At 67.3% G+C, this 21,982-nt stretch carries 13 protein-coding genes, 1 tRNA gene and 3 rRNA genes; 14 read left to right on the top strand and 3 right to left on the bottom strand.

The features are described from left to right. Positions 1-257 precede the first annotated feature (257 nt). The 6 genes from eccD (at position 258) to CP984_RS10415 (ending at position 7,381) form a co-directional block, all read left to right on the top strand. On the top strand, positions 258-1,730 hold the full coding sequence (eccD, locus tag CP984_RS10440; RefSeq protein ID WP_003982665.1) for a type VII secretion integral membrane protein EccD: 1,473 nt from the start codon (positions 258-260) through the stop codon (positions 1,728-1,730). A gap of 211 nt (positions 1,731-1,941) precedes the next feature. Continuing rightward, entirely contained in the window at positions 1,942-2,229 is a 288-nt protein-coding gene (gene rpsO, locus CP984_RS10435) for a 30S ribosomal protein S15 (protein WP_003982664.1), read from the top strand. A 300-nt stretch (positions 2,230-2,529) separates the two neighbouring features. After that, positions 2,530-4,740, top strand: a complete 2,211-nt coding sequence (locus tag CP984_RS10430; protein ID WP_003982663.1) for a polyribonucleotide nucleotidyltransferase — start codon at positions 2,530-2,532, stop codon at positions 4,738-4,740. Next, positions 4,737-6,116 (top strand): M16 family metallopeptidase, encoded by a 1,380-nt coding sequence (locus CP984_RS10425; protein ID WP_003982662.1) that lies wholly within the window; start codon positions 4,737-4,739, stop codon positions 6,114-6,116. The genes CP984_RS10430 and CP984_RS10425 overlap by 4 nt, the downstream gene beginning before the upstream one ends. Positions 6,117-6,163: 47 nt before the next feature. Beyond that, complete coding sequence (dapB, locus tag CP984_RS10420) at positions 6,164-6,916, top strand: 4-hydroxy-tetrahydrodipicolinate reductase (protein ID WP_003982660.1); 753 nt, start codon at positions 6,164-6,166, stop codon at positions 6,914-6,916. Positions 6,917-6,928: 12 nt separating this feature from the next. Continuing rightward, a complete protein-coding gene (locus tag CP984_RS10415) occupies positions 6,929-7,381 on the top strand; it encodes a tetratricopeptide repeat protein (protein ID WP_003982659.1) in 453 nt (150 codons plus the stop codon). A gap of 82 nt (positions 7,382-7,463) precedes the next feature. Here the strand turns inward: CP984_RS10415 and CP984_RS10410 are convergent, their stop codons facing one another. Together CP984_RS10410 and CP984_RS10405 are read right to left on the bottom strand one after the other, a co-directional pair. After that, entirely contained in the window at positions 7,464-8,015 is a 552-nt protein-coding gene (locus CP984_RS10410; protein ID WP_003982658.1) for a PH domain-containing protein, read from the bottom strand. A gap of 126 nt (positions 8,016-8,141) precedes the next feature. Beyond that, positions 8,142-8,381, bottom strand: a complete 240-nt coding sequence (locus CP984_RS10405; protein WP_003982657.1) for a hypothetical protein — start codon at positions 8,379-8,381, stop codon at positions 8,142-8,144. Positions 8,382-8,615: 234 nt separating this feature from the next. Between CP984_RS10405 and thyX the strand changes: the two genes are divergently transcribed. The 8 genes from thyX (at position 8,616) to CP984_RS10360 (ending at position 19,125) form a co-directional block, all read left to right on the top strand. After that, entirely contained in the window at positions 8,616-9,374 is a 759-nt protein-coding gene (gene thyX, locus CP984_RS10400) for an FAD-dependent thymidylate synthase (RefSeq protein ID WP_003982656.1), read from the top strand. A 236-nt stretch (positions 9,375-9,610) separates the two neighbouring features. Continuing rightward, on the top strand, positions 9,611-10,510 hold the full coding sequence (gene dapA, locus CP984_RS10395; RefSeq protein ID WP_003982655.1) for a 4-hydroxy-tetrahydrodipicolinate synthase: 900 nt from the start codon (positions 9,611-9,613) through the stop codon (positions 10,508-10,510). A gap of 113 nt (positions 10,511-10,623) precedes the next feature. Beyond that, the gene (locus tag CP984_RS10390; protein WP_003982654.1) at positions 10,624-12,309 is read left to right on the top strand and encodes a ribonuclease J; all 1,686 of its coding nucleotides are present in this window, start codon (positions 10,624-10,626) and stop codon (positions 12,307-12,309) included. A 702-nt stretch (positions 12,310-13,011) separates the two neighbouring features. Beyond that, positions 13,012-14,538: ribosomal RNA gene (locus CP984_RS10380) — 16S ribosomal RNA — on the top strand. Positions 14,539-14,839: 301 nt separating this feature from the next. Then, a 23S ribosomal RNA gene (locus CP984_RS10375) occupies positions 14,840-17,962 on the top strand. Positions 17,963-18,036: 74 nt separating this feature from the next. Further along, positions 18,037-18,153, top strand: a 5S ribosomal RNA gene (gene rrf / locus CP984_RS10370). The 16S, 23S and 5S rRNA genes sit together here, the layout of an rRNA operon. A 114-nt stretch (positions 18,154-18,267) precedes the next feature. Then, entirely contained in the window at positions 18,268-18,954 is a 687-nt protein-coding gene (locus CP984_RS10365; protein ID WP_003987144.1) for a DegT/DnrJ/EryC1/StrS family aminotransferase, read from the top strand. Positions 18,955-19,052: 98 nt separating this feature from the next. Next, positions 19,053-19,125 (top strand) — tRNA-Thr (locus CP984_RS10360). 89 nt (positions 19,126-19,214) lie between these two features. Here the strand turns inward: CP984_RS10360 and CP984_RS10355 are convergent. Beyond that, entirely contained in the window at positions 19,215-21,887 is a 2,673-nt protein-coding gene (locus tag CP984_RS10355; protein ID WP_078575684.1) for a SpoIIE family protein phosphatase, read from the bottom strand. Positions 21,888-21,982: the final 95 nt, after the last annotated feature.

Raw genomic sequence — 21,982 nt, 5'->3', positions numbered from 1 at the left:
TCGCAGTCTCGGACCGCCCCCGTTGGTTCGACGGTCCCCCGGACCAAGTCCATGGCCCGACGCAGGCGTTGATCCTACTGTTAACGGTCAAGTGCCGGGGCGGGTGGGGCGGCGGCCTAATTGGGGGGTACGCTGACGCCTCGCGAGCGCGCCCAAGGCCCCGTAACGACGTCCCGATATATAAGGCACGGTGGCGGCGCCCCTATATATAAGGCACGCACGCGACAAACTGCCCAACGGATAGGGGGAACCGCCAGGTGAGCACGACTACAGGCACCGGCTTCTGCCGGGTCACAGTCGCCGCGCCGGACGCACGGATCGACGTGGCACTGCCCGAGGATGTCGCACTCGTCGATATTTATCCGGAGATCCTGCGGCTCTCCGGCCAGTCCCAGGCGGAGGGCGCCCCCACCGGTTACCACCTGGTGCGCCGGGACGGCACGGTCCTGGACGCCGGCCAGTCCCTCGCGCAGCAGCGCATCCTCGACGGTGACCTGCTCCTGCTGCGGCCGTTCGCCGAGTCGCTGCCGCTGCCCGTCTTCGACGACGTCTCGGACGCCGTCGCCTCCGCGGTCAAGCGCAACCGCAACCGCTGGAGCGACGACCTGATGAACATCGTCGGCCTCACCGCCGGCGTGCTGCTGCTCGTCATGATGGCGTTCGCGCTGTGGTTCTCGAACCCGGTCGACCGCGACATGCACCGCCTGCCCGGCATCATCGCGGGCGTCACCGGCATCGTCCTGGTCGCCCTGTCCGGCGTACGGGCCCGGGTCTACGACGACCACGCCTCCTCCATCGCGCTGGGCCTGGCCTCGCTGCCGCACCTGCTGCTCGCCGGTTCCGGCATCATGCCGGTGGCCGACGGCGAGGGCCCGGGGCGCCTGCAGTTCCTGGTCGGCTGTGTGACCGTACTGATCGCGTCGGTGCTGCTCGTGGTGCTGCTGCCGCGCGGCGACGCGCCCTTCGTGGCCGCCGCCTTCCTGGCCAGCATCGGCACCCTCGCGGTCTTCGCGTCCATCCTCACCGAGGCCGAGCCGCGCGAGGTCGCCGCGGTCACCGCCGTCGTCGCCATCGCCGTCGTCGCCTGGCTCCCCAGCCTGTCCTCGCGCTTCGCCCGGCTGCCCATCGGCTACAAGTCCCCGGACCAGATCGCCAAGGGTCCGCACGACGGGGACCAGGACGCGATGACCGAGTCGGTCGACTTCATCAAGATCGGCAATCAGGCCAAGCGCGGCCACGAACTGCTGCTCGGCCTGGTCGCGGGCTGCTCCGCCCTGGTCGTCGGCGCGGCCGGCGTCGTCCTCGGCTTCTCCGACAACGTCTGGGCGCAGTTGCTCGCGCTGGCCGCGGGCATCACGATCATGCTGCGCGCCCGGCTCTTCGACTACACCGCGCAGGTCGCCTGCCTGACGGTGGCCGGCATCCTGACGGTCGTGCTGCTCATCCTGGGCATCTCGCTGCACCCGCCGGTCGACATCCTCGCCGACCTCGCGCGCTTCGGTGACTCCGGGCCGCTCAACATCCGTACGGTCTGGTTCTCCGCCAGCATCGCGGCGGGCGCCGCCGTCCTGGTCGGCGTGGGCCTGGTCGTCCCGAAGAAGGGCGTCACCCCCTTCTGGGGCCGCGTCTTCGACATCTTCGACGGCGTCGTCCTGCTGTCGCTGGTACCGCTGTGCCTGGCGGTGCTGGACGTGTACGGCACCGTGCGCGGCCTGACCAGCTCCTCGTAGCCCCGTACTCTCGTAGGAGCCCGGAAAGCTCCTCGTACGGGTGACATCCGCACCACGCGGGGTCACCCGTCCGCACGGCCCCCTGACCGAACGGTCAGGGGGCCGCCGTGCAGCTGGTACTCTGTGTGATGGCCTAGACCGAGTAATCAAAGATTCCCTGTGAAGACGATCCAGGGGCGCTCGCAGGCCCGGAACACCCCAAGGAGTACGCGTGTCGCTCGACGCCGCTACGAAGAAGCAGATCATGGCCGAGTTCGCCACGAAGGAAGGCGACACCGGCTCCCCCGAGGTCCAGGTCGCGATGCTTTCCCGCCGCATCTCGGACCTGACCGAGCACCTCAAGGTCCACAAGCACGACCACCACTCCCGCCGTGGTCTGCTGCTGCTCGTCGGCCAGCGCCGCCGCCTGCTGCAGTACCTGGCGAAGAAGGACATCACGCGCTTCCGCGCGCTGGTCGAGCGCCTGGGCATCCGCCGCGGCGCGGCGGGCGCCAAGTAGGACGACGTGAAGGGAGCGGTTCCCACACCCGGGGGCCGCTCCCTTTGCCGTACGCACCGGACGTCCGGTCCACTGCCTGGTGGACCCGGACTTTGTAGTCTGGTCCCATAACGCCATAGCGAACGAGGTGGGGCGCCCTTCAGCCGCCGGTCCTCGGTAGTGGCCCCCGGATGGCACGCGGACGACCGCGCGGCCCCGTATCCGGGTGCTTCGATCGAAGACCGGCCCGCAATTCCGGCGCTCCACCGACGAAGGTCCGCAGCCACACGGGCGGCGGACGCAGACGAGGAGATATCCCTGGTGGAGAACGAGACCCACTACGCCGAGGCCGTCATCGACAACGGCTCCTTCGGCACCCGCACCATCCGCTTCGAGACGGGCCGCCTGGCCAAGCAGGCCGCCGGCTCCGCCGTCGCGTACCTGGACGACGACACCATGGTGCTGTCGGCCACCACCGCTTCGAAGAACCCCAAGGACCAGCTGGACTTCTTCCCGCTGACCGTGGACGTCGAGGAGCGGATGTACGCTGCCGGGAAGATCCCCGGCTCCTTCTTCCGCCGTGAGGGCCGGCCGTCCGAGGACGCGATCCTCACCTGCCGCCTGATCGACCGGCCGCTGCGCCCCTCCTTCAAGAAGGGCCTGCGCAACGAGATCCAGATCGTCGAGACGATCATGGCGCTCAACCCCGACCACCTCTACGATGTGGTCGCCATCAACGCCGCCTCCTGCTCCACGCAGCTGGCCGGCCTGCCCTTCTCCGGCCCGATCGGCGGCACCCGCGTCGCCCTGATCAACGGCCAGTGGGTCGCCTTCCCGACCCACACCGAGCTGGAGAACGCGGTCTTCGACATGGTCGTGGCCGGCCGTGTCCTCCCGGACGGCGACGTCGCGATCATGATGGTCGAGGCCGAGGCCACCGAGAAGACCATCCAGCTGGTCAAGGACGGCGCCGAGGCCCCCACCGAGGAGGTCGTCGCCGCCGGTCTGGAGGCCGCCAAGCCCTTCATCAAGGTGCTGTGCCGGGCCCAGTCGGACCTGGCCGCCAAGGCCGCTAAGCCGGTCGGCGAGTTCCCGATCTTCCTCGACTTCCAGGACGACGTCCTGGAGGCGCTGACCAAGGCCGTCAAGGGCGAGCTGGCCCAGGCCCTGACCATCGCCGGCAAGCAGGAGCGCGAGGCCGAGCTGGACCGCGTCAAGGCGCTGGCCGCCGAGAAGCTGCTGCCGGAGTTCGAGGGCCGCGAGAAGGAGATCTCCGCCGCCTACCGCGCGCTGACCAAGAGCCTGGTGCGCGAGCGCGTCATCAAGGAGAAGGTCCGCATCGACGGCCGTGGCGTGACGGACATCCGTACGCTCGCCGCCGAGGTCGAGGCCATCCCGCGGGTGCACGGCTCGGCCCTGTTCGAGCGTGGCGAGACCCAGATCCTGGGCGTCACCACCCTGAACATGCTCCGCATGGAGCAGCAGCTGGACACCCTCTCCCCGGTGACCCGCAAGCGCTACATGCACAACTACAACTTCCCGCCGTACTCGGTCGGCGAGACCGGCCGCGTGGGCTCGCCCAAGCGCCGCGAGATCGGCCACGGCGCGCTCGCCGAGCGCGCCATCGTGCCGGTGCTGCCGACGCGCGAGGAGTTCCCGTACGCCATCCGCCAGGTCTCCGAGGCGCTGGGCTCCAACGGCTCGACCTCGATGGGCTCGGTCTGCGCCTCGACGATGTCGCTGCTGAACGCCGGTGTGCCGCTCAAGGCCCCGGTCGCCGGCATCGCCATGGGCCTGATCTCCGAGGAGATCGACGGCAAGACGCACTACGTCGCCCTCACCGACATCCTCGGTGCGGAGGACGCGTTCGGCGACATGGACTTCAAGGTCGCCGGTACGAAGCAGTTCGTCACCGCCCTGCAGCTGGACACCAAGCTGGACGGCATCCCGGCGTCCGTGCTGGCCGCGGCCCTCAAGCAGGCCCGCGACGCCCGTCTGCACATCCTGGACGTGATGAACGAGGCGATCGACGTTCCGGACGAGATGTCCCCGAACGCGCCGCGCATCATCACCGTCAAGATCCCGGTGGACAAGATCGGTGAGGTCATCGGCCCCAAGGGCAAGATGATCAACCAGATCCAGGAGGACACCGGCGCCGACATCACGATCGAGGACGACGGCACCATCTACATCGGTGCCGCCGACGGCCCGGCCGCCGAGGCCGCCCGCGCCACGATCAACGGCATCGCCAACCCGACCATGCCGGAGGTCGGCGAGCGCTACCTGGGCACGGTCGTCAAGACCACCACCTTCGGTGCGTTCGTCTCCCTGCTCCCGGGCAAGGACGGTCTGCTGCACATCTCGCAGATCCGCAAGCTGGCCGGCGGCAAGCGCGTCGAGAACGTCGAGGACGTGCTCGCCGTGGGCGCCAAGGTCCAGGTGGAGATCGCCGAGATCGACCAGCGCGGCAAGCTGTCGCTGGCTCCGGTCATCGAGGGCGAGGACGAGGCGAAGGACGACGCCGCCAAGTGACGTCCCGTAGCTCACGGACGACGGCCCGCACCTCTTCGGAGGGGCGGGCCGTCGCCCGTACCCAAACGCTTCTCAAGGGCACCGCCGGCGCCGGTACGGTCCGCAAGACGGTCCTGCCCGGCGGCCTGCGCGTGGTCACCGAGACCCTGCCCTCCGTACGCTCCGTGACCTTCGGCATCTGGGCGCACGTCGGCTCCCGCGACGAGACCCCTTCGCTGAACGGCGCCACCCACTACCTGGAGCACCTGCTCTTCAAGGGCACCAGGAAGCGCAGCGCGCTGGACATCTCCGCCGCCATCGACGAGGTCGGCGGCGAGATGAACGCCTTCACGGCGAAGGAGTACACCTGCTACTACGCGCGGGTGCTGGACACCGACCTGCCGCTCGCCATCGACGTGGTCTGCGACATGCTGACCGGCTCGCTCATCGAGCCGGAGGACGTCGAGGCCGAGCGCGGCGTGATCCTCGAAGAGATCGCCATGACCGAGGACGACCCGGGCGACTGCGTGCACGACCTGTTCGCGCACACCATGCTCGGCGACACCCCCCTCGGCCGCCCCGTGCTCGGCTCCGTGGACACGGTCAACGCCCTCACCCCCGAGCGCATCCGCCGCTTCTACAAGAAGCACTACGACCCGACCCGCCTGGTCGTCGCCGCCGCCGGCAACGTCGACCACGCCAAGGTCGTCCGCATGGTGCGCGCCGCCTTCGAGAAGGCCGGCGCCCTCGACCGTACGGACGCCACCCCGACGGCCCCGCGCGACGGCTCCCGCAGGATCCGTACGGCCGGCCGCGTGGAACTGCTCAACCGCAAGTCCGAGCAGGCCCATGTGATCCTCGGCGTGCCGGGCCTGGCCCGCACCGACGAGCGCCGCTGGGCGATGGGCGTGCTGAACACGGCCCTCGGCGGCGGCATGAGCTCCCGCCTCTTCCAGGAGGTACGGGAGAAGCGCGGCCTGGCCTACAGCGTGTACTCGTACACCTCCGGCTACGCCGACTGCGGCCTGTTCGGCGTGTACGCGGGCTGCCGCCCCAGCCAGGTCGACGACGTACTGAAGATCTGCCGCGACCAGCTCGACCAGGTCGCGTCCGAGGGCCTGACCGACGACGAGATCCGCCGCGCGATAGGACAGCTGCGCGGTTCGACGGTCCTGGGCCTGGAGGACACCGGCGCGCTGATGAACCGCATCGGCAAGAGCGAGCTGTGCTGGGGCGCCCAGATGTCCGTCGACGACATGCTGGCGCGGATAGCGGCGGTCACCCCGGACGAGGTCCGGGAGCTGGCACGCGATGTACTGGGGCAGCGTCCCTCGCTGTCCGTGATCGGCCCGCTGAAGGACCGGCAGGCGCAGCGGCTGCACGACGCGGTCGCCTGACCTGACTGTTAGACGTACCAGGGCTAAGAGGAAGAGAGCGGGAAACGATGAGCAAGCTGCGCGTGGCGGTCATCGGCGCCAAGGGGCGCATCGGCTCCGAAGCCGTACGGGCGGTCGAGGCCGCCGAGGACATGGAGCTGGTCGCCGCCCTCGGGCGGGGCGACACGCTGGAGACCCTGACCGAGGCCGGGGCGCAGGTGGCGGTCGAGCTGACCCACCCCGACGCGGTCATGGACAACCTGGAGTTCTGCGTCCGCAACGGCATCCACGGCGTCGTCGGCACCACCGGCTGGACCGACGAGCGCCTGGCGCGGCTGCGTGGGTGGCTCGACGCGTCGCCCCGTACGGGCGTGCTCATCGCCCCGAACTTCTCCATCGGCGCGGTGCTGACCATGCGGTTCGCCCAGCAGGCGGCCCGGTTCTTCGAGTCGGCCGAGGTCATCGAGCTGCACCACCCGAACAAGGCCGACGCGCCCTCGGGCACCGCGGCCCGTACGGCCAAGCTGATCGCCGAGGCCCGCGCCGCCGCGGACTGCCCGCCGCAGCCGGACGCCACGAGCAGCGCGCTGGACGGCGCACGGGGCGCGGACGTGGACGGCGTCCCCGTGCACTCCGTACGGCTGCGCGGCCTCCTGGCCCACCAGGAGGTGCTGCTCGGCGGGGTGGGGGAGACCCTCACCATCCGCCACGACTCGCTCCACCACAGCAGCTTCATGCCGGGCATCCTGCTCGGCGCGCGCCGCGTGGTGGCCACTCCCGGCCTGACCGTGGGCCTGGAGAACTTCCTCGACCTGGACTGACGGGGCCCGACGGTGCGAGCAAAGATCACCTACTGCGTCCTCGCGGCGGTCCTGGTCGTCTACTTCGTCCTCGTCGGCAGCCGCGGCGTCCTGCTCATCGAGCAGGGCACCGCGCTGACCGTCGCGTTCGGCGTGGCCGTCCTGATCCTGCCGTTCATCGGGCTGTGGTTCCTCTGGCACACCACCCAGTTCGCGCGCAAGGCCGGCCGCCTGGCGCGCGAACTGGAGGCCGAGGGCGGGCTGCCGGTCGACGAGCTGAAGCGCACCCCGGGCGGCCGTATCGACCGGGACTCCGCCGACGAGGTCTTCGACCGGCGGCGCGCCGAGACCGAGCGGGCGCCGGAGGACTGGCGCACCTGGTTCCGGCTGGCGGTCGCCTACCACGACGCCCGGGACACACCGCGGGCCCGCAAGGCGATGCAGCGGGCCATCGCGCTGCACGACGGCAAGCCGGTACGGGCCTGAGGCGTACGGGCGCGACCCGCGACGTACGGGCGGGTCGCCGACCGGGGCCGGTTCCGCACCAGGGACCGGCCCCGGCGCGCGTCTACCGGCGGTACTCCGCCGCCCACGCCTCCAGCACGTCGGCGGCCCGCTCGAACGCCTCGGGCCGCCCCATGAAGTCCCCGTTGTGGTCCGTGACGAGCGTACGCAGCGTGGCGCCGCCCCGCCGCTCGACGACCAGCGCCTGGCCCTGCACCGTCCGCGGCAGCCCCAGCCAGCGCACCGGGCGCTGGACGGTACGGACGGCGGCCACCTCGCTCCAGCGCAGCGTCGTCGTGCGCAGCAGCTCCACCTGCCGCAGGCCGTGGGCGCTGACCCACACGCCCACCCGCAGGAAGCGCACCGACAGCGCGATGATCACAAGCGCGACACCGGTGCAGACCGCGGCGGCGGGCAGCGCGCCCGCGGCGACGATGATCACGGCGGACAGCAGGACGAACGAGGCCAGCAGCAGAAACAGGGCCGCCGTCCCCACCCGCCCGGGGCCCGGACGGTAGGGACGGCGCCAGTGGTCGGGCCCGGCATGGGGCAGCGGGGCCGCATCGACGGCCTGGTCGTCGAGGTCGCGGTCGGCCGTCAGGAAGGTCAGGGGCACGGCGGGTCCTCACTCCAGGGCACGCGGACGAAGGCTGTGACCGGTGAGGTTATCGGGACTTACGTGCCGGAACCACTTCGTGCCGGGCGGCACGCGCGACGCGCACGCGTGGACCGCCCGGCCGGATCAGCGGCCGTGCGCCGCCTCGGACTGGTGGGTGCCGACACCGGCGGTCTCCTGCTGGAGGGCCGGAACGCCGAACAGCAGGGCGCCGGCGAGACCGCCGACGACCGTCAGGCCGATCAGTGAGCGGCCCGCGAGCTGGGCACGACTGACGCGTTCTCGGGGCGGGGGCGCGACATTGCTGCGGAACCGATCGGCCTCGGCGACGAAGGCGAACGGCACGGGCTCTCGCCGGCGGAACATGAGCGGGCTCTCCTTGGAACCTCGAAGTGGGCACTGTCACAGGGTTAGACGACTGTCGCGTCCGTTTGGTGCCCGTTTTCCGCAACTTCTGTGAAAAATATCGCGCAGAGTTCGAGCCGGACGAAACAGTGTCCGTTTTTGTACGGTACGCGGTATCCCGCCGCAATCCCTGGACTGTCGGTGGCGGGCCGTAGGCTGGGGCGCGCCACGTGGAATGAACGGAAGGAACCGCTGGTGTCCCCTACCCCCGCCGAGAGCGTCGAAAGCTCCGAAGGCACGGCCCCGAGCTTCCGGAGCGAGGTGACGGTCGAGCTGGTCAAGCACAGCGCCGCGGACAGCGACGTGCTGTGGGCGGCCCGCGTCTCCACCGCCGGCGAGCAGTCGCTGGAGGAGCTGCAGAAGGACCCCGAGCGCTCCAAGGGCCTGATCAACTTCCTGATGCGGGACCGGCACGGCAGCCCCTTCGAGCACAACTCGATGACCTTCTTCATCAGCGCGCCGATCTTCGTCTTCCGCGAGTTCATGCGGCACCGCGTCGGCTGGTCGTACAACGAGGAGTCGGGCCGCTACCGCCGGCTGGAGCCGACGTTCTACGTCCCCTCCGAGTCGCGCAAGCTGGTCCAGCAGGGCCGCCCCGGCAAGTACGAGTTCGTCGAGGGCACCCCCGAGCAGCACGCGCTGACCACCAAGACCATGGAGGACTCCTACCGCCAGGCGTACGCCGCCTATCAGGAGATGCTGGCCGCCGGTGTGGCCCGCGAGGTCGCCCGCTCGGTCCTGCCCGTGGGCCTGTTCTCCTCCATGTACGCGACCTGCAACGCCCGTTCGCTCATGCACTTCCTGGGGCTGCGCACGCAGCACGAGCTGGCTGCCGTGCCGTCCTTCCCGCAGCGCGAGATCGAGATGGTCGGCGAGCGGATGGAGGCCCACTGGGCGCGCCTGATGCCGCTCACTTACGCCGCGTTCAACGCCAACGGCCGTATCGCCCCGTAAGGCACCGGTCCCCGCGGCGGCCCGCCGGACCGCTCTGCGGGGCGGCCGCCGTCCGCCGGAGCCGTACCGGACCGCACAGACGTGCCAGGTGTCCGTATTGCGGCATTTTGAGAAGTTCATCTACGCTGAAGAAACGGACCCGGCACTGCTTGAACCCCCGAGCAAGCAGTGCCGGAGTCCACATCCCGGCTCCCCAGGGGCGCGACCCGAGGTGCGCTACGAGTAGCGTGGGACCCATGGCTCCGACTTCCACACCGCAGACCCCCTTCGGGCGGGTGCTGACCGCCATGGTCACGCCGTTCACGGCGGATGGCGCTCTCGATCTCGACGGCGCGCAGCAGCTCGCCGCGCACCTGGTGGACTCCGGCAATGACGGTCTCATCGTCAACGGCACCACCGGCGAGTCCCCGACCACCAGCGATGCGGAAAAAGCCCAGCTGGTCCGGGCCGTCGTGGACGCGGTCGGAGACCGGGCCTTCGTCGTTGCCGGAGCCGGCACCAACGACACCGACCACAGCCTGGAGCTGGCCCGCGCCGCGCGCGACGCCGGCGCGCACGGCCTGCTCGCCGTGACGCCGTACTACAGCAAGCCCCCGCAGGAAGGTCTCTTCCGGCATTTCACCGCCATCGCGGACGCCACCGACCTGCCGGTCATGCTCTACGACATCCCCGGCCGCAGCGGCGTCCCGATCAACACCGAGACGATGGTGCGCCTGGCCGAGCACCCGCGCATCGTCGCCAACAAGGACGCCAAGGGCGACCTCGGCCGTGCCAGCTGGGCCATCGCCCGCTCCGGCCTCGCCTGGTACAGCGGCGACGACATGCTCAACCTCCCGCTGCTGTCCGTGGGCGCCGTCGGCTTCGTCTCGGTCGTGGGCCATGTCGTCACCCCGGAGCTGCGCGCGCTGCTCGACGCCCACCTGCACGGTGACGTCACCAAGGCCACCGAGATCCACCAGAAGCTGCTGCCGGTCTTCACCGGCATGTTCCGCACCCAGGGCGTGATCACGACCAAGGCCGCGCTCGGACTCCAGGGCCTGCCGGCCGGTCCGCTGCGCCTGCCGCTCGTGGAGCTCTCCCCGGACGAGACGGAGCAGCTCAAGCGCGATCTCGCCGCCGGCGGGGTACATCTGTAGCCACAGACTTCACAACTGAATACGGAAAACAACCGCCAAACCGCAAGTGCACGAATGTCATGCGCGCCACGTGTGCCCCAGGGCGACGTGGCGCGTGTGGTGAGGAGAGTCTTTTGAGTCATCCGCATCCTGAGCTCGGCGCGCCGCCGAAGCTTCCCAAGGGCGGCCTGCGCGTCACCCCGCTCGGCGGCCTGGGCGAGATCGGCCGCAACATGACCGTCTTCGAATACGGCGGCCGGCTGCTGATCGTCGACTGCGGAGTGCTTTTCCCGGAGGAGGAGCAGCCCGGAATCGACCTGATCCTGCCGGACTTCTCGTCCATCAGGGACCGCCTCGACGACATCGACGGCATCGTGCTCACGCACGGCCACGAGGACCACATCGGCGGCGTCCCCTACCTGCTGCGCGAGAAGCCGGACATCCCGCTGATCGGCTCCAAGCTGACCCTCGCCCTCATCGAGGCCAAGCTCCAGGAGCATCGCATCCGGCCGTACACGCTGGAGGTCAAGGAAGGCGACCGGGAGGCCCTCGGCCCCTTCGACTGCGAATTCGTCGCGGTCAACCACTCCATCCCGGACGCCCTCGCGGTCGCGATCCGCACCCCCGCGGGCATGGTCGTGCACACCGGCGACTTCAAGATGGACCAGCTCCCGCTGGACCGCCGCCTGACCGACCTGCCGACATTCGCGAAGCTCGGCGAGGAGGGCATCGACCTCCTGCTGTCGGACTCCACGAACGCCGAGGTCCCGGGCTTCGTACCGCCCGAGCGCGACATCTCCAACGTGCTGCGCACGGTCTTCGCGAGCGCGCAGAAGCGCATCATCGTGGCCAGCTTCGCCAGCCATGTGCACCGCATCCAGCAGATCCTGGACGCGGCCCACGAGTACGGCCGCCGGGTCGCCTTCGTCGGCCGCTCGATGGTCCGCAACATGGGCATCGCCCGCGACCTGGGCTATCTGAAGGTTCCGGGGGGACTCGTCGTCGACGTCAAGACCCTCGACGACCTGCCGGACGACGAGATCGTGCTGGTCTGCACGGGCTCCCAGGGCGAGCCGATGGCGGCCCTGTCCCGGATGGCCAACCGCGACCACCAGATTCGCATCGTCCCCGGCGACACGGTGATCCTGGCGTCGTCGCTCATCCCCGGCAACGAGAACGCGGTCTACCGCGTCATCAACGGCCTGACCCGGTGGGGCGCCAACGTCGTCCACAAGGGCAACGCCAAGGTGCACGTCTCGGGCCACGCCTCGGCGGGCGAGCTGCTGTACTTCTACAACATCTGCAAGCCGAAGAACCTCATGCCGGTGCACGGCGAATGGCGCCATCTGCGCGCCAACGCCGAGCTGGGCGCGCTGACCGGCGTGCCCAAGGACCGGATCGTCATCGCCGAGGACGGCGTGGTCGTCGACCTGGTCGGCGGCGTCGCCAAGATCGTCGGCAAGGTCCAGGCGGGTTACGTGTACGTCGACGGCCTCTCGGTCGGCGATGTCACCGAGTCCTCTCTCAAGGACCGCCGCATCCTGGGTGACGAGGGCATCATCTCGGTGTTCCTGGTCGTGGACTCCAGTACGGGCAAAATCGTCGGCGGTCCGCACATCCAGGCCCGCGGCTCCGGCATCGACGACTCGGACTTCGCCGCCGTGATCCCCAAGATCGACGAGTCCCTGGCGAAGGCCGCCCAGGACGGCGTGGCGGAGCCCCACCAGCTCCAGCAGCTGGTCCGCCGCGCGGTCGGCAAGTGGGTCTCCGACAACTTCCGCCGGCGCCCGATGATCCTTCCGGTCGTCGTCGAGGTCTGATCCTCACCGGCGCGCGTACACCCGTACGGGGAGCGGGGCAACCGGATTTGCATCCGGGCGCCCCGCTCCAGTACGTTTACGGCTCCGCTCGAAGGGGAACCCCGGTACGTCAAGGCGTCCGGCGGGCGTCCCCGACCGGTGCGGAATTCCGGCCCGGAGTAATCTGATAAAGTCGGAATCAGCCGAAAGGTAAAACCCCGCCGACGGGGAATCGGAAACGAAATCGGTTCGGAAACGGACTGCGAATCGGATCTGATAGAGTCGGAAAGGCCGGAAAGCGAAAGCCGGACGGCCATCCCGCTCCAGCAGGGAGCCGGAAACGGAAAGCGGAAACGCCGAACGGATCTGGTAAGGTTGGAACCGCGCAGAAGCCGACAGGCCGAAACGCACCGGCGGAAATCAGAACCGCGAGGATCTGATAGAGTCGGAAACGCAAGACCGAAGGGAAGCGCCCGGAGGGCCCGGTGAAACGGGACCAAAGGAAGCGTCCGTTCCTTGAGAACTCAACAGCGTGCCAAAAGTCAACGCCAGATATGTTGATACCCCGTCCACCGGCATCACGCCGGAGGATGAGGTTCCTTTGAAAAGCCCACCGGCACCCTAGCGGTGCGGGTGGCACACACAGCGAGGACGCTGTGAACGGGAAGCCTATTCCGCTTCCTGTTCCGCTCCCGTGTGTGTGACCGGGATAGCCCGGAAACATTCACGGAGAGTTTGATCCTGGCTCAGGACGAACGCTGGCGGCGTGCTTAACACATGCAAGTCGAACGATGAAGCCCTTCGGGGTGGATTAGTGGCGAACGGGTGAGTAACACGTGGGCAATCTGCCCTGCACTCTGGGACAAGCCCTGGAAACGGGGTCTAATACCGGATATGACACACGACTGCATGGTCTGTGTGTGGAAAGCTCCGGCGGTGCAGGATGAGCCCGCGGCCTATCAGCTTGTTGGTGGGGTAATGGCCTACCAAGGCGACGACGGGTAGCCGGCCTGAGAGGGCGACCGGCCACACTGGGACTGAGACACGGCCCAGACTCCTACGGGAGGCAGCAGTGGGGAATATTGCACAATGGGCGCAAGCCTGATGCAGCGACGCCGCGTGAGGGATGACGGCCTTCGGGTTGTAAACCTCTTTCAGCAGGGAAGAAGCGCAAGTGACGGTACCTGCAGAAGAAGCGCCGGCTAACTACGTGCCAGCAGCCGCGGTAATACGTAGGGCGCAAGCGTTGTCCGGAATTATTGGGCGTAAAGAGCTCGTAGGCGGCTTGTCGCGTCGGATGTGAAAGCCCGGGGCTTAACCCCGGGTCTGCATTCGATACGGGCAGGCTAGAGTTCGGTAGGGGAGATCGGAATTCCTGGTGTAGCGGTGAAATGCGCAGATATCAGGAGGAACACCGGTGGCGAAGGCGGATCTCTGGGCCGATACTGACGCTGAGGAGCGAAAGCGTGGGGAGCGAACAGGATTAGATACCCTGGTAGTCCACGCCGTAAACGTTGGGAACTAGGTGTGGGCGACATTCCACGTCGTCCGTGCCGCAGCTAACGCATTAAGTTCCCCGCCTGGGGAGTACGGCCGCAAGGCTAAAACTCAAAGGAATTGACGGGGGCCCGCACAAGCGGCGGAGCATGTGGCTTAATTCGACGCAACGCGAAGAACCTTACCAAGGCTTGACATACACCGGAAACCTCTGGAGACAGGGGCCCCCTTGTGGTCGGTGTACAGGTGGTGCATGGCTGTCGTCAGCTCGTGTCGTGAGATGTTGGGTTAAGTCCCGCAACGAGCGCAACCCTTGTTCTGTGTTGCCAGCATGCCTTTCGGGGTGATGGGGACTCACAGGAGACTGCCGGGGTCAACTCGGAGGAAGGTGGGGACGACGTCAAGTCATCATGCCCCTTATGTCTTGGGCTGCACACGTGCTACAATGGCCGGTACAATGAGCTGCGATACCGCGAGGTGGAGCGAATCTCAAAAAGCCGGTCTCAGTTCGGATTGGGGTCTGCAACTCGACCCCATGAAGTCGGAGTCGCTAGTAATCGCAGATCAGCATTGCTGCGGTGAATACGTTCCCGGGCCTTGTACACACCGCCCGTCACGTCACGAAAGTCGGTAACACCCGAAGCCGGTGGCCCAACCCCTTGTGGGAGGGAATCGTCGAAGGTGGGACTGGCGATTGGGACGAAGTCGTAACAAGGTAGCCGTACCGGAAGGTGCGGCTGGATCACCTCCTTTCTAAGGAGCTTCTAGGCAGCCGCAAGGTTGTCCAGAGCCACTACGTCGGCGAATGTTCGACGGTGGTTTGCTCATGGGTGGAACGTTGACTACTCGGCAAGTTCAGTTTCTTCTCTGTCAGTACTGCTTCGGCGTGGAACGCAGTGGGGTGAGGGACTTGTCGGGCACGCTGTTGGGTGTCTGAGGGCACGGGCTTGAGCCTGTTCCTTCAAACGCCGGCCCCGGTAAAGGCCTGCTTCGGCGGGTTGTGACGGGTGGCTGGTCGTTGCTTGAGAACTGCACAGTGGACGCGAGCATCTGTGGCCAAGTTTTTAAGGGCGCACGGTGGATGCCTTGGCACCAGGAACCGATGAAGGACGTGGGAGGCCGCGATAGGCCCCGGGGAGCTGTCAACCGAGCTTTGATCCGGGGGTGTCCGAATGGGGAAACCCGGCAGTCGTCATGGGCTGTCACCCGTACCTGAACTCATAGGGTATGTGGAGGGAACGCGGGGAAGTGAAACATCTCAGTACCCGCAGGAAGAGAAAACAACCGTGATTCCGGGAGTAGTGGTGAGCGAAACCGGATGAGGCCAAACCAGTCACGTGTGATACCCGGCAGGGGTTGCGTGGTTGGGGTTGTGGGAGTTCTCTTGATCGGTCTGCCGGCCGGTCGGTGAGTCAGAAACCGTTGATGTAGGCGAAGGACATGCGAAAGGTCCGGCGTAGAGGGTAAGACCCCCGTAGCTGAAACATTAGCGGCTCGCTTGAGAACCACCCAAGTAGCACGGGGCCCGTGAAATCCCGTGTGAATCTGGCGGGACCACCCGTTAAGCCTAAATATTCCCTGGTGACCGATAGCGGATAGTACCGTGAGGGAATGGTGAAAAGTACCGCGGGAGCGGAGTGAAATAGTACCTGAAACCGTGTGCCTACAAGCCGTGGGAGCGTCGCGCAGAGAACTTGTTCTTTGCGTCGTGACTGCGTGCCTTTTGAAGAATGAGCCTGCGAGTTTGCGGTATGTTGCGAGGTTAACCCGTGTGGGGAAGCCGTAGCGAAAGCGAGTCCGAAGAGGGCGATACAGTAGCGTGCCCAAGACCCGAAGCGGAGTGATCTAGCCATGGGCAGGTTGAAGCGGAGGTAAGACTTCGTGGAGGACCGAACCCACCAGGGTTGAAAACCTGGGGGATGACCTGTGGTTAGGGGTGAAAGGCCAATCAAACTCCGTGATAGCTGGTTCTCCCCGAAATGCATTTAGGTGCAGCGTCGTGTGTTTCTTGCCGGAGGTAGAGCACTGGATAGGCGATGGGCCCTACCGGGTTACTGACCTTAGCCAAACTCCGAATGCCGGTAAGTGAGAGCGCGGCAGTGAGACTGTGGGGGATAAGCTCCATGGTCGAGAGGGAAACAGCCCAGAGCATCGACTAAGGCCCCTAAGCGTGTGCTAAGTGGGAAAGGATGTGGAGTCGCAGAGACAACCAGGAGGTTGGCTTAGAAGCAGCCATCCTTGAAAGAGTGCGTAATAGCTCACTGGTCAAGTGATTCCGCGCCGACAATGTAGCGGGGCTCAAGCACACCGCCGAAGTCATGTCAATCCAGCATGTGGATTAACGTCCGTTGGGTTGGGTAGGGGAGCGTCGTGTGCCGGGTGAAGCAGCGCCGGAAGGTAGTTGTGGACGGTTCACGAGTGAGAATGCAGGCATGAGTAGCGATACACACGTGGGAAACGTGTGCGCCGATTGACTAAGGGTTCCTGGGTCAAGCTGATCTGCCCAGGGTAAGTCGGGACCTAAGGCGAGGCCGACAGGCGTAGTCGATGGACAACCGGTTGATATTCCGGTACCCGCTTTGAAGCGCCAAACATCGAATCCTCTGATGCTAAGGCCGTGAAGCCGCCCTGGAGTCTTCGGACAAAGGGGAGTGGTGGAGCCGCTGATCCAAGGTGGTAGTAGGTGAGTGATGGGGTGACGCAGGAAGGTAGTCCAGCCCGGGCGGTGGTTGTCCCGGGGTAAGGGTGTAGGACGCACGGTAGGCAAATCCGTCGTGCATGAAGTCTGAGACCTGATGCCGAGCCGATTGTGGTGAAGTGGATGATCCTATGCTGTCGAGAAAAGCCTCTAGCGAGTTTCATGGCGGCCCGTACCCTAAACCGACTCAGGTGGTCAGGTAGAGAATACCGAGGCGTTCGGGTGAACTATGGTTAAGGAACTCGGCAAAATGCCCCCGTAACTTCGGGAGAAGGGGGGCCACGGCTGGTGATCACCCTTGCGGTGTGAGCTGGTGGTGGCCGCAGAGACCAGCGAGAAGCGACTGTTTACTAAAAACACAGGTCCGTGCGAAGCCGTAAGGCGATGTATACGGACTGACGCCTGCCCGGTGCTGGAACGTTAAGGGGACCGGTTAGCTCCATTTCGGTGGGGCGAAGCTGAGAACTTAAGCGCCAGTAAACGGCGGTGGTAACTATAACCATCCTAAGGTAGCGAAATTCCTTGTCGGGTAAGTTCCGACCTGCACGAATGGCGTAACGACTTCTCGACTGTCTCAACCATAGGCCCGGTGAAATTGCACTACGAGTAAAGATGCTCGTTTCGCGCAGCAGGACGGAAAGACCCCGGGACCTTTACTATAGCTTGATATTGGTGTTTGGTTCGGCTTGTGTAGGATAGGTGGGAGACTGTGAAGCCGTGACGCCAGTCATGGTGGAGTCGTTGTTGAAATACCACTCTGGTCGTGCTGGATGTCTAACCTGGGTCCGTGATCCGGATCAGGGACAGTGTCTGGTGGGTAGTTTAACTGGGGCGGTTGCCTCCTAAAGGGTAACGGAGGCGCCCAAAGGTTCCCTCAGCCTGGTTGGCAATCAGGTGTTGAGTGTAAGTGCACAAGGGAGCTTGACTGTGAGACTGACGGGTCGAGCAGGTACGAAAGTAGGGACTAGTGATCCGGCGGTGGCTTGTGGAAGCGCCGTCGCTCAACGGATAAAAGGTACCCCGGGGATAACAGGCTGATCTTCCCCAAGAGTCCATATCGACGGGATGGTTTGGCACCTCGATGTCGGCTCGTCGCATCCTGGGGCTGGAGTCGGTCCCAAGGGTTGGGCTGTTCGCCCATTAAAGCGGTACGCGAGCTGGGTTTAGAACGTCGTGAGACAGTTCGGTCCCTATCCGCTGTGCGCGTAGGAGTCTTGAGAAGGGCTGTCCCTAGTACGAGAGGACCGGGACGGACGAACCTCTGGTGTGCCAGTTGTTCTGCCAAGGGCATGGCTGGTTGGCTACGTTCGGAAAGGATAACCGCTGAAAGCATCTAAGCGGGAAGCCTGCTTTGAGATGAGGGCTCCCTCCCACTTGATGGGGTAAGGCTCCCAGTAGACGACTGGGTTGATAGGCCAGATATGGAAGACCGGTAACGGTTGGAGTTGACTGGTACTAATAGGCCGAGGGCTTGTCCTCAGTTGCTCGCGTCCACTGTGTTTGTTCTGAAGTAACGAACTCGCCTTGCTGGCTGGAGTTCATCTTCATAGTGTTTCGGTGGTCATAGCGTTAGGGAAACGCCCGGTTACATTTCGAACCCGGAAGCTAAGCCTTTCAGCGCCGATGGTACTGCAGGGGGGACCCTGTGGGAGAGTAGGACGCCGCCGAACAATTATTCAGCTCCGGTCCCTGAACCTCTGGTTCAGGGACCGGAGCTTTTTTGTTCTCATCGCGCAGTCCATCGTGTTACTTCATGTTCACTTCATGTGGTAAGGATCCGCGGCATGGGGACAGTGGGAACGCTCAGGTCGGCCGGTGTCCGCGAGGGCGACGAGGTGGTGGTGCCGGCGTACGGGAACCCGGAGGTCGCCGAGGCGGTGGTGGAACTGGGCGCGCTGCCGGTCTATGCCGACGTCGACGCCGACAGTTACTGCCTCGACCCGGCCGCGGTGGCCGACGCGGTCACCCCGCGCACGGCGGCCGTCGTCGCCGTACACCGCTTCGGGCGACCGGCGGACATGGGCTGGATCCGGAAGACGGGGCAGCGGCACGGGCTGCTGGTCGTCGCCGAGGACGAGCCCGGCGCCGGGCACACGGACCGCGACGAGGTGCGGCGACGGCGGGAGCGCGCCGCCTACCTCGACGGACGGCTCACCGGCGTGGCGACGCCGCCGGCCGTCGCGGGGCACACGTACGAGCAGTACGTGGTGCGCGTGCCGGGAAACGGGCGCCCCGACCGGGACGCGTTCGCCCGGGCGCTGCGCTCGCGCGGCGTCGCCTGCCGCGTGCCCGTACAGACGCCCGTCTACCGCCTGCCGCGGCTGCGCCGGGACGTGTACCTGCCGCAGACCGAGCGCGCCGTGGACGAGACGCTGGCGCTGCCGGTGCGTACCGCACTCTCGCGACGGGAGTTGCAGCGGCTGGCCACAGCCTGCAACGCGCTGGGCGGACTGCTGCAACCGGCGTTCTGAAAATCCCTTTTGCCGGACAATGGGGCGCGTGCTCCGGGACTCGCGGTACGTGATTCGGGTTATCGGAGAAGTTCGGGTATGCTCTATTCCGTTGCCGCGCCCCAATAGCTCAGTCGGCAGAGCGTCTCCATGGTAAGGAGAAGGTCTACGGTTCGATTCCGTATTGGGGCTCAGAAGAAAAGGCCCCCGCCTGATGGCGGGGGCCTTTTTCGTATTCGCGGAAGGAGTACCGGGAAGGGGTGGCCCGGCGGGCCCCCGGGTCACGCTTCGCGCGACACCTCGGGGACCCGCATGGCGAGAATGGCCATGTCGTCGGACGCGGGCTCGGCGGCGAACCGCTCCACCGCGCGCAGAATACGGGCGGCCACCGCGCCAGCGGTCAGCCCCGTACAGGTCGTCAGCACATCCGTCAGACCGTCGTCGCCCAGCATGCGGGTGCCCTCGCGGCGCTCGGTGACGCCGTCGGTGACGCACAGCAGCACGTCGCCGGGGTCGAGGGTGATGGTCTGCTCGTACAGCTCCAGGTCGTCCATGACGCCGAGCAGCGGCTGCGGCTCGGCGGCCGGCTCGACCGTGCCGTCCTGGCGCAGGCGCAGCGGCAGCGGATGGCCCGCACAGACGACCTTCAGGACGGCGCTGCCGTCGCGCTGCGGCCACAGCTCGCCGTACAGCAGCGTCAGGAAGCGGCTGCGGGCGCCCTCGTCGAGGATCGCGGCGTTCAGCCGCTCCAGGACGGCGGGGCCGCCGAAGCCCTCGCGGGCGAGCAGGCGCAGCGCGTGCCGGGCCAGGCCGGTGACGGCCGCGGCCTCCGGGCCCGTACCGCAGACGTCGCCGATGGCGAAGCCGTACGCGCCGTCCCGGATGGGGAACACGTCGTAGAAGTCGCCGCCGACCTCGTTGCCCTCGCCGGCCGCGCGGTAGATGACCTCGACCTCGACGCCCGGCACCTCGGGCAGCTCCGGGGGCAGCAGGCTGCGCTGGAGCGACTGGCTGATGGCCGTGCGCTCCGAATACAGGCGCGCGTTGTCCAGTGCGAGCGCGGCGCGCCGGGAGAGGTCCTCGGCGAGCTCCAGGATCTCCTGGCGGAAGTGCTCCTCGCTGGGCTTGCCGAGGGTGAGCATGCCGATGACGCGGTTCCGCGCGACCAGGGGCAGCACGACGGTCTCGCCGCCGACCGCCGAGGCGGTGGCCAGGCTGGCGCCGGGCCCCTTGGAGGGGCGGGCGGAGTCGCCGAGCCCCAGGCTGCGCAGGGAGGTGCGCAGGGCCGCGTCGTGGGCGGCGTCGGTGGGCGCGTTCCACAGGCGCGCGCCGGGCGTGGGCACCGGCTCGGGCGGGTCCACCTTCATCAGGAGCGACTTGAGGCCGTCGATGCGGTCCTCGTCCTCGTGCAGCACGTAGGACAGCTCCGGCTCGGACGCCTGGTCCGCGACGGTGTAGACCGCGCACCACGTGGCGAGGGTGGGGACCGTCATCTGGGCCATCAGGGCCAGCGTCTGGTCCCGGTCCAGGGTGCCGGCGAGCAGGTCGGACGCCTCGACGAGGAAGGAGAGGGAGCCGCGGCGCAGCCGTTCCAGCTCGGTCAGGCGGGCCCGCTCGACGGCCAGCGCGATGCGGTCGGCGGCGAACTGGAGGCGCAGGGCCTCCTCGTTCGTGTAGCGGCCCGGGGCCTCCGCGGCGACGCCCAGGGAGCCGGTCAGCCGGCCCTCGACCTTCAGCGGGACGGTGACGACCGAGCGCATGCCCGTACCGGAGAGCAGGGGCACGGCGCCCGGGACGGCCGTCAGGTCTTCGTGGACCGCCGGCATACGGGCGGAGCCGTACCGCCCGGAGCCCGCCTCGACCGGGACGCGGGCGAAGCGCTGGCGGGCCGAGGGCAGGCCGGTGGAGGCGCGTACCTCCAGCTCGGTCTCGTCGTCGGTGGCCAGCAGGAGGTACGCGGCGTCGCCGTCGAGCATGTCGCGGGCCCGCTCGACGGTGCGCTGGAGCAGGCCGTCCAGGTCGTCGGGGGCGGGCGAGCCGATGAAGACCTCGAACGGGTCGGCGGGGCCGCGGCCCTCGGCCGACTGGGCCGCCTGGTCGGGGGCGGGGGTGCGCGGCGGGCTCTGCAGGACGGCGCGCTCGTGGTCGCGCACCAGCAGGCAGACCGTGTACGGCTCCCCGTCGGCGTCGCGGACGCGCAGGTGGGAGGCGTACACCGGGACGACCCGGCCGTCCGCGCCCCGTATGCCGTACGAGCCCTCCCACCAAGACAGCAGCAGCGCCTCGGCGATGCCGGTGCCGGTGCCGGGGGTGTGCGGCCAGGCCGCGAAGTCGGTGAGCGGCTTGCCGACGACCTGCTCGGGTTCGTATGCGAACAGGTCGCGCGCGTCCTCGTTCCAGAAGCTGATGCAGCCGCCGCGGTCGACCTGGACGACCGCGACGCGGACGCGGCTGTCGGCGAGGGGCAGGACGTCCACGGGCAGCGCGGGGCCCGCCGAGCGGGTGCCCGCGGGGCGCTCGGGCAGGTCGAGCTGGAACCAGACGTGCTTTTGCGAGGCGGTGTACTCCACGCCCCAGCGGCTGGCCAGTGCGCCGCACAGCAGCAGCCCGCGGCCGCCCTCGCGGTCCGGATGGGCGAACGCGCGGCCGGTGTTCTGCAGGGGGATCTCCCGCTCCGGATAGCGGTCCGCGACCTCGATGCGCACGCCGTCGTCGCTGCGCAGGCACAGTACGTCGGCGGCGGTGCCCGCGTGGACGACGGCGTTGGTGACCAGTTCGCTGGTCAGGACGACGGCGTCGTCGACGATGTCGCCGTAGCCCCAGCCCTGGAGGGTGTCCCGCACAAAGGCGCGGGCGGTGGCGACCGAGCGGCCGACCGGCTCGAACGTGGCAGCGGCCCGCGCGGTGATCACTGGTCTCCTCATGCGTGTGTCGGTGATCTGCTCTCCCACCATGGCGGCGCCCCTCCGAAAAGCCTGGTGTGCTCGCCCACTGCCCGTGCTGGACGGCCAGGGCGGGTGGACAGCCGGATGCCAGGTTACTTACCTTC

It is taken from the genome of Streptomyces rimosus (assembly GCF_008704655.1).
In the GTDB taxonomy this organism is placed as follows: domain Bacteria; phylum Actinomycetota; class Actinomycetes; order Streptomycetales; family Streptomycetaceae; genus Streptomyces; species Streptomyces rimosus.
Note: the sequence above shows the minus strand (reverse complement) of the source record. Positions and strands in the feature narration are given on the sequence as shown.